Here is a 13,024-nt window from a genome sequence, read left to right on the forward strand (position 1 = left end):
CTGCGCCCCCTAAGGTTTTTGTGCTTTGGCGATGTCGGCAGCTTGCACCACATCCCCTGTATTGTTATCCCAGGCATTGCGCTCGTAAGTCACTACAGCCGCAATTTCGCTTAATGTCAGTTGCTTAGCAAAAGCCTGCATAGCTGTGCCGGTTTTACCGTTCAGCACTATATCGATATGAGCAGGTAAATCTTCCAGCGCCATTTTGCTACCTTTAAGGGCTGGGAAAACTCCGGGAATACCCATGCCTGTGGGTTGATGGCAAGCAGCGCAATAACCCATATAGGTTTTTTCACCCAGGGCCATTAACTCTTCTTTGCTCATATTCATCGACAACAGCTTGAGTTCTTCAGCTTTGGCAGCAGCCTGAGTAGCGGCTTCCTGTGCTATCCATTGATCAAAATCGGCCTGATCTTTGGCTATAACCACCACAGGCATAAAACCATGGTCTTTACCACACAACTCGGCACACTGACCGCGGTAAATACCGGGATGATCGACTTTGGTCCAGGCTTCATTGATAAAGCCAGGGTTTGCATCTTTTTTCACCGCAAAAGCCGGTACCCACCAGGAGTGGATCACATCATCTGAAGTGACTAAAAAGCGCACTTTTTTACCTGTAGGGATCACCAAAGGTCTATCCACTTCTAACAGGTAGTTTTCGCCCTTTTTAAGTTTATTTTCGATTTGTTTACGGGGTGTGGCCAACAAAGAGTAATACTCTACTTTGTGGTCCATATATTTGTAGTGCCACTTCCATTGTGAGCCTGTGACCAGAACTGTCACGTCAGCTTCGGAGGTGTCTTCCATGGCTATCAAGGTTTGGGTGGCGGGTATCGCCATTAAAATAAGAATAACAACAGGTAAAGCAGTCCAAAGCAGTTCTACTTTGGTGCTCTCATGAAATTGGGCTGGCGCGACGCCCTTCGACTTACGATGATGGATGATGGACCAAAACATCACCCCAAAAACCGCTACCCCTATTGCACAGCAAATGTAAAAAATCTTCATATGCAGGTCGTAAACCTGCTGACTGATTTCTGTAACCCCTTGAGTCATGTTCAAAGGCATTTCTGCAGACTGCGTCGAAAACGCAAGCAAAAAGGTTAGCAGCGACCAACACAGATAACTGGTTCTCGCCACGTGACTTCTCCTCTGTCTTTGCACAAAGCAAATTGCAGATTTAAAGACACACACCCTACTTCGTCTTTGGTCCGCAACCGCCATTATTATTATTGTCCCGATTTAACTTGCAAAAATCGGTGCACTGATTTGTATATTTTGTTATCAGTTGCATCTAACAATTAGTCAAGGAACAGACAGAAGTAAACCCGAAAAATGAAAAAGCACCGATAAAACCAAATGGTCGTACCAGTGCTTCATGTATTACAAACTATTGAGTCAGGTAGATTTTTTACCAGCTGCTAGTGCGGATCACACCAACGGCGAGGCCTTCAATGGCAAAATGCTGTTGGCTTAAGTCCACCTTAATCACGTCAAAATCGCCGTTTTCCGGATGCAGGTAAACCATCTGACCTTCACGGCGAAAACGCTTTACCGTCACTTCATCTTCAACTCTGGCCACCACAATCTGACCCTGACGGGCTTCTGTAGTTTTATGCACAGCCAATAAGTCACCATCCAGAATACCAATGTCTTTCATACTCATGCCCTGCACTTTTAATAAAAAGTCGGCATTAGGTTTAAACAAACTGGCATCGAGCTGGTAACGCTGTTGAATATGTTCTGCTGCCAGAATAGGCTGGCCAGCAGCGACTTTGCCAATCAGCGGTAAACCCGGCTCTTCCTCTTCAACATCATTGGCAGCTTCATCTTCAACCAAACGGATGCCACGGGAGGTGCCCGGCATCATTTCAATAAAACCTTTTTTCGCCAGCGCTTTTAAATGCTCTTCAGCAGCGTTGGCTGACTTAAATCCCAGCTGAGTGGCAATTTCAGCACGGGTCGGTGGCATACCTGAAGCGGCCTGATAATCTTTAAGCAATTGCAAAATTTCGGCTTGTCGTGGTGTTAATGGACGCATAATGCTGAATACCTATACAGTGGATACTGTGAGTATATACAGCCTTTTATCATCTGCCAAGTCATCAGCACAATTTTGCTGGTAAGACCTTCCATGCTATTCTAACGGCTGTTTATAAGTACGGATTTGATATGTTAAAACCAATGACATGGTTAGCAAAGCTGCTGTATTGGCCACTTAAACCTTTGGTCAGATGTAAGATAGTGCCAGAACCTGTAGCGGAAAATCTGGCATTGGACCCCAAGCAGCCAGTGTTCTATATCAGCAGAACAGCCTCTTCAAGCGATTTAGCCACTTTAGCCCGCGTCTGTCACAAGCTGGGCCTGCCAGATCCTATGGATCCGGTGCAACTGGGCAACACCACCTTATCCCGTACTATTTTTCTTGAGCAACCTCGTGTGCTTTGGGGCAGTCGGGCTTCCACCGATGCTTTGCAACAGGGTTTAGCCTTATTGCAGGCGCATCAACGGGATCCAAACTTCTCAGCTCAACTTATTCCAGTTTCAGTGCTGTGGGGCCGGGCTCCGGGTAAAGAAGACAGCGTAAAGTCGATGCTGGGCGAATCCGAATCTCCAAGCTGGCTGGCTAAGCTGTTTATTGTGTTGATTTCAGGTCGTCATACCCTGGTGCGTTTCAGTAAAGCTGTCTCTGTGCGTCAGATTATTGAAAATGCCACAGTCAACGAAGACACAGCCCATAAATTATTGCGGGTGGCGCGTTTCCATTTTTATCGCCAACGTTTGGCTGCAACTGGCCCGAAATTACCGGACAGAGCTGCCTTGTTTAACTCCTTACTGGCTTCAGATGCATTAAAAAAAGCAATTGAAGAAGAAGCCCAGTCTAAAAAAATCAGCATCAGAGAAGCCCGTGCTGAAGCCTTAAAGTTGCTGGAAGAAATTGCGGCAGATTATCGCGAATCTACCTTAAGAGTGGGCGATCGTTTCCTTGGCTGGTTATGGAAAAAGCTGTATTCAGGCTTAAAAATTAATAATGGCCAGGTGCTGACTGATTTAGTGCAAAAAGGCCATGAGATTGTTTATGTGCCCTGCCATCGCAGTCATATGGATTATCTGCTGTTAAGTTACGTCATCTACCATCAGGGTTTAGCTCCACCTCATATAGCTGCCGGTATTAACCTGAATTTCTGGCCTGTTGGTACTTTTTTCCGCCGTGGTGGTGCCTTTTTTATCCGCCGTAGTTTCAGCGGTGAAAAGCTGTACTCAGCCGTATTTCGTGAATACTTAAGCCAGCTATTCAGCAAAGGTTATCCGGTGAAGTATTACTCCGAAGGGGGTCGTAGCCGCACAGGCCGTTTATTGCAGCCAAAAACCGGTATGCTGGCGATGACGGTGCAAGCTGTATTGCGTGGTATAGACAGACCTATCAGTTTAGTGCCTGTTTACTTAGGCTATGAGCATGTGATGGAGGTCAACACCTATCTGACTGAACTCAAAGGCTCCAGCAAGAAAAAAGAATCTATAGGGGGCGTTTTCAGCGCTGCCCGTAAGCTACGGGATTATGGCTATGGGTATGTCAATTTTGGTCAGCCTATTTCGCTGAATGCTTTTTTAAACCAGCAAGCTCCTGACTGGCGCGCATCGATAGAAACAGCAGACACACAAAAACCTGCCTGGTTAAACCCAGCGGTAGCCACACTGGCAACAGAAATCATGCAGCGAATTAATCAGGCAGCAGCGCTGAACAGTATCAACCTGATCGCCACCTGTTTACTGGCAACACGTCAGCATTCACTGACACGGCAGGAGCTCACTACTCAGCTGGAGTTTTACCGCAACTTACAACACTATGCGCCTTATCATCCCGGTGTGACTTTGCCTGAAGGTTCCGTCAGTCAGTGGATTGACCATGCCATCAACCTGAAGAAAGTCGAAGTATCACAAGACAGTTTTGGTCAAATTATTCAGCTGACGCCTGAAAATGCGATTTTATTGAGTTACTACCGCAATAACGTCTGCCATTTGTTTATGTTGCCCGCTATTTTGGCGACGGCTTTATTGCAGCATCCAGGTTTAACTAAAGTGCAGTTGGTGAATATTTGTCAGCTACTGCAACCTCTGTTACAACATGAATTGTTTTTACAGCTGGAGCATTTTAACGACTACATAAGCCAAGTGCTGGAGCAGTTGCAAAAACACCAGTTAATCGAAGCTCAAGGCCAGTCTTTACAAGCAGCGCCAGTGCAACAGGCAGGTCATTTTATGCTGGAGCTGCTGGCACACAACGCGCAGGATGTATTACAACGTTATGCCGTGGTGCTGAACTTACTGCAACTGCACAGCCCCTTGACCCGCGCCGATCTTGAGCAACAAAGTCATGAACTGGCGCAACGTTTAAGCACTTTGCATGGCATCAGCTCCCCTGAATACCATGACAAGCAGCTGTTTGCGACCTTAATCAATGCACTTCGCGAAGCTGGTTATTGCACAAGCAACGACCAAAATGAGTTGGAAGCCACAGCTATTCTGTTACCACTACAGCAAACAGTAAACGGCTTATTAAGAGCTGATGTGCTGCAGACGGTGCTTAGCATAGTGAAAAAGAAAGTCTGAAAAACGGCTGTTTTTCCCACAAAAAAACCACCTTCAGGTGGTTTTTTTATTCATGCGCCGAAAAATCAGCGGGCTTTGTCGTAACTACGGATCACGCCTTCCTGCATAGTAGAGGCAACCAACACACCTTCACGGTTAAAGAACTGACCACGGACCAGACCACGGGCGCCTGATGCACTTGGGCTGTCTACTGCATAAAGCAGCCAGTCGTCAAAACGGAAATCATGATGGAACCACATGGCGTGGTCTATAGTAGCGACTTGCATATTAGGCGCCATAAAAGACTTACCGTGGGGCTGCAAAGCGGTTGGCAGGAAATTAAAATCCGACGCATAAGCAAGCAAGTATTTATGCACCCGCAAATCATCCGGCATTACGCCATTGGCTTTAAACCAGACATAACGTTTAGCCTGACTGATCTGTGGGTTAAAGGGATTATGGAAAGCGACAGGCCGCATTTCTATTGGTTTTTCACAGATAAATTTACTGCGCAAAGACTCAGGAATTAAATGGGCATGCTCGCGATAAAACTCCAGATCAGAGACTAAATCTTCTGGTGCAGGCACACGGGGCATCAGTTCCTGATGCTCAAAACCTTGCTCTTCCGCCTGAAAGGAAGCCGTCATATAAAAGATAGGTTTACCGAACTGGATAGCACTGACACGTCTGGTACTAAAGCTTTTGCCGTCACGAATATTTTCGACTTCGTACACTATAGGCTTACTGGCATCACCAGGACGTAAAAAGTAGGAGTGGAACGAATGCACCTTACGGTCGGCTTCCACTGTTTCTTTGCAGGCTGATAGCGCCTGCCCCATAACCTGACCACCAAACACAGCTTTAAAACCGAGATCCTGACTCTGACCCCGGTATAAACCTTGTTCTATAGTTTCAAGCTTTAACAATGAAAGTAAGTCGGCCAATACCTGACTCATGCTGAACTCCTCATCACCAGAATTCAGTCTATTGTGCCGGAACTTTCCTGCCTCTGCAAAAATCCTACTTAACGCCAGTCTGAACCAACACCACGAGCGCTGGTGGAATTAATGTTGTCCATTGCTTTTCTGGCCACTTCACGTTCTTCTGCCAGCTGACCTTTAGTGCGGCAACGACGTTCTTTTAGGTTAGAACCTGTCACTTTTACTCGTTGGCAAATAATTGTATCTTTATCATTAACTGCAGCCACTTGAGCCGGTTGATTAGTTTCAGCTACAGGAGCCTTAGTTTGTTGTTCAGGTGTAGTGCTGCTGCATGCAGCCACAGTCATACTTAACAGGCCAGCAATCAATAGTTTAGTGTACATATAATATCCTTTTGTTATGTCTCGAAAAGTAGAATATCTGGCAAGCTAAATCGGAGCAAGAAAAAAAACCATAGCAAACAGATGTTTTTTTGTTCTTAAATGTAAATTAATGTAACGCAGGTGTAATTATGAGGTATTGGCTTTTTAAAACCGAACCTGAGGAATGCAGTATCGATGACTTTGCTAAAGCCCCGGATAAAGCCATCGTCTGGGAAGGTGTGCGTAACTACCAGGCACGTAACTTTTTACGGGATCAGGTGAAAACTGGTGATCTGGTGTTTATTTACCATTCCAGCTGCAAAGATATTGGTATCGCAGGTGTAGCTGAAGTGGTGCGCAGCAGCTATCCGGACCCGAGCCAGTTTAATTCACTAAGCCCCTATTTCGACGCGAAATCAAGCGGAACCAAAGCCCCATGGGTTTCAGTAGATCTTCAATTTGTCGAAAAATTTGCTGCGCTTTTGCCGCTCGACAAACTCAAACAGTCAACTAAGCTAGAGCAATTACCACTGGTGAAAAAAGGCAACAGATTATCTGTGATGCCTGTCAGTTCAGCAGAATGGCACCACATAATAAGAATGAGTACAGACAAGGGGAACATAAATGAAACAGGAAAGGCGACGTGAGGCCCGGGATTTAAACTATTTCTGGGAAATGCTTAGCATGGCGCAGAAATTTTCCGTATCTGAATTGCAACGTTTTGGCTATGAACTGTCTTTCGTACGACAACAGGAACAACAACGGGTCGCAGTACTCAAAGCCGGCCCAAAAATGGCCAGCATTGATGAAGATGGTCAAATTAACACTGCACCCAAGGTTTTTCTGCGCGATTAAGCTCGATTTCCAGACGCTATTAGCCAGCCATACGGTCTGCATGCACAGGCTGATACTCCTGCAACATTTCAACAGTACGCTGACATAACTTCAGATAAGACGTCAGTGTATTGCTTTGCCATAACTCAGTCAGTGCCGAATGATGACGAATAAAATTCTCCATCTCGTTAAAGCTCAGTTGATTTTGTTGCTTCAGGAATTTGGCGACGGCCTGACGCGGCAACGTATTGTGATTGGCTTGTTCTTTACATAACACCGGAATAGCTTTACACAAAAGTTCGGTGTGCAGATACCAAACCGGTGGCTTAGTATGACTGCGACCCGCCTGATGGACCTTAGCTAACAGCTGCTGACTTTGTTCCTCAGCGAGCCAAAAAGCCAGATGCTCCAATTGCATAGACTGCTGCTCAGCGAAATGCAGTTGCACTTTTAATCTATTTTGCATTTTGCCCAATTGATCCAGCTTCAGAGCCAAAAATACAATTGGTGCCACTGCCAGCAGTAATAACAACATCCACATCGAAAATTCACTCCCTTTTACTGCAAAAGTACGGCCGAAAACAGCGGCACTTTAACAGAGCCGGGGGCAGAATCCTATGACAGAATCACAGCAAAACACTGCTCCCGGATCCGAACCTCTTATGACTGCTTTTTCTGCTGTATATAGTTCGTCACTTGTTGTTCCAAAATAGACAAAGGAACACTGCCGTTGCCAAGTACCACATCGTGGAATTCGCGCACATCAAAGTCGTTGCCCAACTGTTGTTCCGCTTCTTTACGTAACTTTTTGATGGTCAGTTCACCTAACTTATAAGACAAAGCCTGAGCGGGCCAACTGATGTAGCGATCAATTTCTGTTGTCACATTATGCATAGATAAAGCTGTATTACTGGCCAGGAAATCTATAGCCTGCTGACGGCTCCAGCCCATGGTGTGCATGCCTGTATCCACTACCAGGCGCGCGGCGCGCCACATTTCATAGGTTAAACGGCCAAAATCACTGTAAGGGTCCTGATAAAAACCCATTTCAATCCCCAGATATTCAGAATACAAACCCCAGCCTTCACCAAAAGCTGAGGTGTAAAAATTACGGCGATAGTCAGGTAGCGACGCTTGTTCGCGCGCCAGAGAAATTTGTAAATGATGGCCAGGTACGGCTTCATGCAAAGTTAGAGCTTCCATCTCATACAAAGGACGACGGTCCAGTGCATAAGTATTGACCCAGTAAAAACCAGCTCTGTCATCTCTGTTGGTGCCAGCGTAACGACCTGTGGTGTACTTAGGCGCAATTTCTGCAGGTACAGGTGCAACTCCGTATGGTGTGCGGGGCAAGGTTTTGAAAAACTTAGGTAATTCAGCATCAATCTTCTTTGCTATAAAAGAAGCTTCTTTTAATAAATCATTAGGAGTTTTGACGTAAAACTGTGGATCTGTGCGCAAAAACTGTATGAATTCAGCAAAGCTGCCTTTAAAACCAACCCGGGTAATGATGCTTTGCATTTCTGCACGAATACGTGCAACTTCTTCCAGGCCAGTTTGATGCACCTGCTCTGGTGTCAGTTTTAACGTAGTGTAATGCTCCAGCCGGTTCTGATAATAGTCACGGCCTTTAGGCCAGTCACTGGCAGCAATACTATCGCGTGCACCCGGCAAATACTGCTGCAGCATAAACTGATAAAACTGCTGATAAGCCGGATTCAGGTGTTGATCGACAATCTGTTTCGCTTGCTGCTGCATAGCAACCCAGCTGTCTGCATCAACAAATTCAGGTTTTTGGCTAAAAGGCCGGTAAAACACATTTTGCTCTGGTGTCTTACTAATAAAAGCCAGGATACTTTGATCAAATCCAACCAGCACAGCTTTGGGTTGAGTCATGCCTGTTGCTAAGCCCTGTTTCATCCACTCTGTTTGCTGCTGCATATAAACAGGGATGGTTTTTAGCTTGGCGAGGTAATCCTGATAATCTTGTTTGGTCTTAAATTCTGTTCCTGAGACCATAAAAGCCAAATCACTGTGGAAACCTGACTCCGAGGTTAAAGGCATCAAATGAGCACCGTACTGATACTCTGCTATCGCGTCTTTGAGGCTATACACCAGAATGGCGTGGTTGATTTGTTGTTGTTCAGTCAAAGTCGCAACATCAACTTGTTGTAGTTTATCCAGCCATTGTTGCCTTTGTTTTGCCTGGGCCGCCAGGGTCGATGGCGACATATCTGGTAAGCTGGTTTTACTGCGGTTATTTAAGTCTTTTTCAGCTTGCCACAGTTGATCTGCAAACTGGTCAAAATCCATTGGTTTGGCTGACTGACTGCTACAGGCTGTCAGCGTTCCTGTCAGCACTAAGGCTATACAGAAAAACTTTATCTTCTGGTGCATTATCTCTCTCCCCATCATTTTTCTTGATTCTACTCTGTTCAACTTTGACAGCCAGTGCAGCGAGCTTTGCTTTTTGGAGACTGGCCGCAATAGTTTGCTCAGAAGTGGTAAAAATGCCGTTTTTTAACCGACAATCTGTGCTTTTTTAGCCACTAAGAAAAAAAATTTAAAAAATAAGTCATTAATAAAGCAGGAGATGAAGACTTTTTCTAATAGATATGTCAGCTTAACAACATCAGTCTGTTTGCCTCTACGTAAGTTTCGCGTAACATTAGGTTTTGCAGGCTAAATTAGCAGTAGTATTTAGTGGAGTTGTGTTTGGCATGAAATATCAGGACTCAATCGAGCAAGCAAGTGAAAAGGCGGCGCTGACCGTAGCCTTTTTGCAGCGGCATCGTTTAGCAGCCCATCCGGTCAATTACACAGTGATCTATGAGTATATCAACGGTCAAAATGACGGATTATGTCTGGCCATAGAACAAAAACTGGCCGTTCAGAGCAGCTTTGATGACTTTGTATTAGCAGAACTCTACAGCCAATGGTTAACCCCACAACACCAACGTCAGGAAGAACTGACTCAGCAAGTCACCACTATGCTGGCCAAATTGTCCGGCACGACCGACATTGCCAGTGAAGCAGTACAACATTATATGGATGTGCTGGATCAGGCTTTGTTGGGTTTAGACCCAAATAATACAAACCGTAGCCGTGACAGCGTGAATAAAGTGATCAATGCCACTTACGCTATTAAGGCCAGCCAGCAAAAACTCAAAGACCAGCTCGACTTCTCGAATGAGCAATGTCACGCATTACGCTCCGAACTGGATCATCTGAAAAAAGAGCGTCAACTGGACCCACTTACAGGTTTGTATAACAGGCTGGCGATGCAGGAACATCTGGATCTTTGGCTGACTGAAACTCCAGGCAGGCGTATTGCCGCTATCGCAGTGAATTTAGATCACTTTGCTCAATTTAATCAGGACTATGGTTTTGGTGTGGGCGATGTGATCTTAAGTAAAGTCGCACGAAAAATTGCCAGTTATGTGCAGGAGAGTGGTTTGCCTGTGCGCTCTGGTGGGGAAGAATTTCTGATTTTATTGCCTGACGTTGATTTACGCACTGCAGGTGAAATAGCCGAACAAGTACGCAAAGGTGTGGAAAAACTGCGGTTTGTCTCAGCAAAAAGCAAAAAGACTTTACCTAAAGTAACGATTTCTTTAGGGGTCAGTATCTACAACACAGCAGAAAACTGGCATCAATTTTTATCCCGTAGCAGTAAAGTGCTGCAGGAAGCCAAAGTGCGTGGCCGTAATCAGGTTGCTACCGAGCTGATGCTGGCCACCTGATATGGCTAGTCAGCTAAAAGATGTATTTAGTCCGGCATTTTTGCAGCAACTGGCTGCATTATGTCAGCGTTACTCCGCAACTTTTGATACAAACCGATTTCTGGCGCAAACTCAAGGTTCCGATTGGGAGCAGTCAGAGCTCAAAGCCAGAGTTCGTCGGGTCAGCCACGCCTTACATAGCAGCCTGAATTTAGCTTATCCCGACGCCATCAAAGTGTTGCTCCCGGTCAGCGGCCATTTTTCTGGTCTGCAGGGTTTTGTCTTTGCTGACTATGTAGAAGTGTATGGCCTGGACGATCCACAAAGCTCTTTTGATGCTTTAGCTCATTTCACTTGCTTTTCTACAGCTGAATTCGCCATCCGGCCTTTTTTCCAGCGTTATCCTGAACTCACTTTAGCGCAGATGAAACTTTGGGCCAGTTCCGACAATTTACATTTGCGCCGTTTGGCCAGTGAAGGCTCCAGACCTCGCCTGCCCTGGGGCATGGCATTAAAAGCCTATAAAAAAGACCCGACTCCTTTGTTACCTATCCTGCAGCAGCTGAAAACTGATGCGGAACCTTATGTGCAACGCAGCGTAGCGAATCATCTAAATGACATTAGTAAAGATCATCCGGAGTTAGTGCTGGATATAGCACAGAGCTGGTTTGGTCAGCATGCAATCACAGACTGGATTATTAAACATGCGTTACGGGGTTTGCTGAAACAGGCCCATCCACGGGCTTTGGCTTTATATGGCCTGCAGCAGCTGCCGTTGCAGCTGAGTTTAGAAATGATCAATGCTCAAGCCTCTGCACAACAGCCACTGCATTTTATGATTGAGTTGTCTGGCCCGGCAGACCTTCAGGCCAAATTGCGACTGGAATACAAAATTGGTTACCGGAAAAAATCCGGCCAGCTGAATTACAAAGTATTTCAGCTAGGTAATAAAGTATGGACAGGCCAAAACATAAAGTTTGAACGGCGCCAGTCCTTTATTGACTTAACCACACGCAAACATTACCCGGGCCAGCATCACTTGCAAATAATACTGAACGGCCATTGCTACGCCGAGAGTTTTTTTGACGTTATTGTAAGTTGATCTGAAACAGACTAAGCCGCATAAAACTGCAGGATAAGTTGGCGTGAGCCGCCGAATCTTTTACACTAGCGCCACTTTAGTTTACTAAGAACAGCCAAAGGCTTTTTATGACTGACCAGCAACCTGATAGCACTCATTTTGGCTTTAAAACCGTAAAGCAAACTGAAAAAGTTTCGCTTGTGGCTAATGTCTTTCACTCCGTTGCTGCCAAATACGACCTGATGAATGATGTGATGTCGTTAGGCATTCACCGTCTTTGGAAAAGATTTACCATAGACTGCAGCGGCGTGCGCCCTGGCCATCAGGTCTTAGATTTAGCAGGTGGCACTGGTGATATCACCGCTTTATTCTCAAAAAGAGTAGGCCCGACCGGCAAAGTCATTCTGGCTGATATCAACGAATCCATGCTCAATGTAGGCCGCGACAAGCTGCGTGACTTAGGTTTAGTCAATAATATTGACTATGTGCAGGCTAACGCCGAAGCTTTGCCTTTTGCTGATAATAGCTTTGATATCATCAGCATAGGTTTTGGCTTGCGTAATGTCACAGACAAAGATGCAGCCTTACGCTCCATGTTCAGAGTGCTCAAACCTGGTGGCCGTTTACTGGTCTTGGAATTCTCCAAACCTGAATACGAGTGGCTGAGCAAAGTCTACGACCTGTATTCCTTTAAGTTGTTGCCAGCAATAGGCGGTTTGGTAGCGAACGATAAAGAAAGTTACCAGTATTTGGCGGAATCTATCCGGATGCATCCTGATCAGGATACGCTGAAACAGATGATGGAAACTGCAGGTTTTGAACATGTCAGCTACCACAATCTAACCGGCGGTATAGTGGCCCTGCATAAAGGCTATAAATTCTGATGCTGAGTTTAGTGCCACAACTGATCTGCGCTACTTTAGAAAAAGTGCTGCATAAAGTAGTGGCTATGGATCCGGCATCCCCTGCTTTATTGCAAAAAGTCCAAGGCAAACAACTGGCTTTGCAGTTACAAGAACTGCCCTGGCGTTTTGTGTTGTCGGCTACAGCAGAAACCTTATTACTGAATCAGCACAACGAAAAAGTCGATTGTGTGATTGCCACCGACCTTGCTACCTTGCAAAAGCTAAATGATCCTAGCCTGCTAACCCGCTTAATTAAGCAGGATAAGCTGCAGATTGAAGGGGATCTGCAGGTCGCTCAGCAATTCAGTTTTTTGTTACAACAGTTAAACCCGGACTGGGAGCAGCAGCTCTCTGGCTGGTTAGGTGATGCCCTGGCGCATAAAGTCGCCACTGCGATAAAACAGCTGCAGCTGTATATTCAAACGCAACTACAGCAACTGGAACAGGCCAGTGTTGAGCTGGCTCAGGATGAACTGGCATTAAGCCCAACACAAGCCGAAATGAATCAGTTCAGCCGCGACGTCAGTCAGTTGCAAGCGCGGCTGGAACAGTTAAGTCGCCATCACGCCTTCAGGCAGGAGTAATT

The 13,024-nt window shown here is 45.8% G+C and carries 13 protein-coding genes; 7 read left to right on the forward strand and 6 right to left on the reverse strand.

Going from position 1 to position 13,024, the window contains the following annotated elements; genetic code table 11:
• Positions 1-9: 9 nt before the first annotated feature.
• Positions 10-1,143: a cytochrome c oxidase subunit II gene (coxB, locus tag LSG34_RS14955; protein ID WP_233009898.1), complete on the reverse strand. Its 1,134-nt coding sequence runs from the start codon at positions 1,141-1,143 to the stop codon at positions 10-12.
• A 271-nt stretch (positions 1,144-1,414) separates the two neighbouring features.
• Positions 1,415-2,044, reverse strand: a complete 630-nt coding sequence (gene lexA, locus LSG34_RS14960; protein WP_233009899.1) for a transcriptional repressor LexA — start codon at positions 2,042-2,044, stop codon at positions 1,415-1,417.
• A 131-nt stretch (positions 2,045-2,175) separates the two neighbouring features.
• Between lexA and plsB the strand changes: the two genes are divergently transcribed.
• Positions 2,176-4,614 (forward strand): glycerol-3-phosphate 1-O-acyltransferase PlsB, encoded by a 2,439-nt coding sequence (gene plsB, locus LSG34_RS14965; RefSeq protein ID WP_233009900.1) that lies wholly within the window; start codon positions 2,176-2,178, stop codon positions 4,612-4,614.
• Positions 4,615-4,679: 65 nt separating this feature from the next.
• Here plsB and tesB read toward each other — a convergent pair whose 3' ends face one another.
• Positions 4,680-5,549 (reverse strand): acyl-CoA thioesterase II, encoded by an 870-nt coding sequence (tesB, locus tag LSG34_RS14970; protein ID WP_233009901.1) that lies wholly within the window; start codon positions 5,547-5,549, stop codon positions 4,680-4,682.
• Between the two features lie 68 nt (positions 5,550-5,617).
• Entirely contained in the window at positions 5,618-5,917 is a 300-nt protein-coding gene (locus tag LSG34_RS14975; RefSeq protein WP_233009904.1) for a hypothetical protein, read from the reverse strand.
• Positions 5,918-6,045: 128 nt separating this feature from the next.
• Here LSG34_RS14975 and LSG34_RS14980 point away from each other — a divergent pair, with 128 nt between their 5' ends.
• Positions 6,046-6,543, forward strand: coding sequence for an EVE domain-containing protein (locus LSG34_RS14980; protein WP_233009906.1), 498 nt, complete (start codon positions 6,046-6,048; stop codon positions 6,541-6,543).
• On the forward strand, positions 6,521-6,751 hold the full coding sequence (locus tag LSG34_RS14985) for a hypothetical protein (protein WP_233009907.1): 231 nt from the start codon (positions 6,521-6,523) through the stop codon (positions 6,749-6,751). Before LSG34_RS14980 ends, LSG34_RS14985 begins: the two co-directional genes overlap by 23 nt.
• 19 nt (positions 6,752-6,770) lie before the next feature.
• On the opposite strand, the gene LSG34_RS14990 is transcribed toward LSG34_RS14985, so the two are convergent.
• Complete coding sequence (locus tag LSG34_RS14990; RefSeq protein ID WP_233009908.1) at positions 6,771-7,271, reverse strand: hypothetical protein; 501 nt, start codon at positions 7,269-7,271, stop codon at positions 6,771-6,773.
• Between the two features lie 119 nt (positions 7,272-7,390).
• Positions 7,391-9,127 (reverse strand): DUF885 domain-containing protein, encoded by a 1,737-nt coding sequence (locus LSG34_RS14995; protein WP_233009909.1) that lies wholly within the window; start codon positions 9,125-9,127, stop codon positions 7,391-7,393.
• 323 nt (positions 9,128-9,450) lie between these two features.
• Here LSG34_RS14995 and LSG34_RS15000 point away from each other — a divergent pair, with 323 nt between their 5' ends.
• From LSG34_RS15000 to LSG34_RS15015, 4 genes are all read left to right on the forward strand, one after another.
• Positions 9,451-10,473 (forward strand): GGDEF domain-containing protein, encoded by a 1,023-nt coding sequence (locus LSG34_RS15000; protein ID WP_233009910.1) that lies wholly within the window; start codon positions 9,451-9,453, stop codon positions 10,471-10,473.
• A gap of 1 nt (position 10,474) precedes the next feature.
• A complete protein-coding gene (locus LSG34_RS15005) occupies positions 10,475-11,554 on the forward strand; it encodes a DNA alkylation repair protein (RefSeq protein WP_233009911.1) in 1,080 nt (359 codons plus the stop codon).
• Positions 11,555-11,661: 107 nt separating this feature from the next.
• Positions 11,662-12,417, forward strand: a complete 756-nt coding sequence (gene ubiE, locus LSG34_RS15010; RefSeq protein WP_233009912.1) for a bifunctional demethylmenaquinone methyltransferase/2-methoxy-6-polyprenyl-1,4-benzoquinol methylase UbiE — start codon at positions 11,662-11,664, stop codon at positions 12,415-12,417.
• A complete protein-coding gene (locus LSG34_RS15015; protein WP_233009913.1) occupies positions 12,417-13,022 on the forward strand; it encodes a ubiquinone biosynthesis accessory factor UbiJ in 606 nt (201 codons plus the stop codon). Before ubiE ends, LSG34_RS15015 begins: the two co-directional genes overlap by 1 nt.
• The last annotated feature ends 2 nt before the right edge of the window (positions 13,023-13,024 follow it).

Source organism: Rheinheimera faecalis, assembly GCF_021290965.1.
GTDB lineage: Bacteria > Pseudomonadota > Gammaproteobacteria > Enterobacterales > Alteromonadaceae > Pararheinheimera > Pararheinheimera faecalis.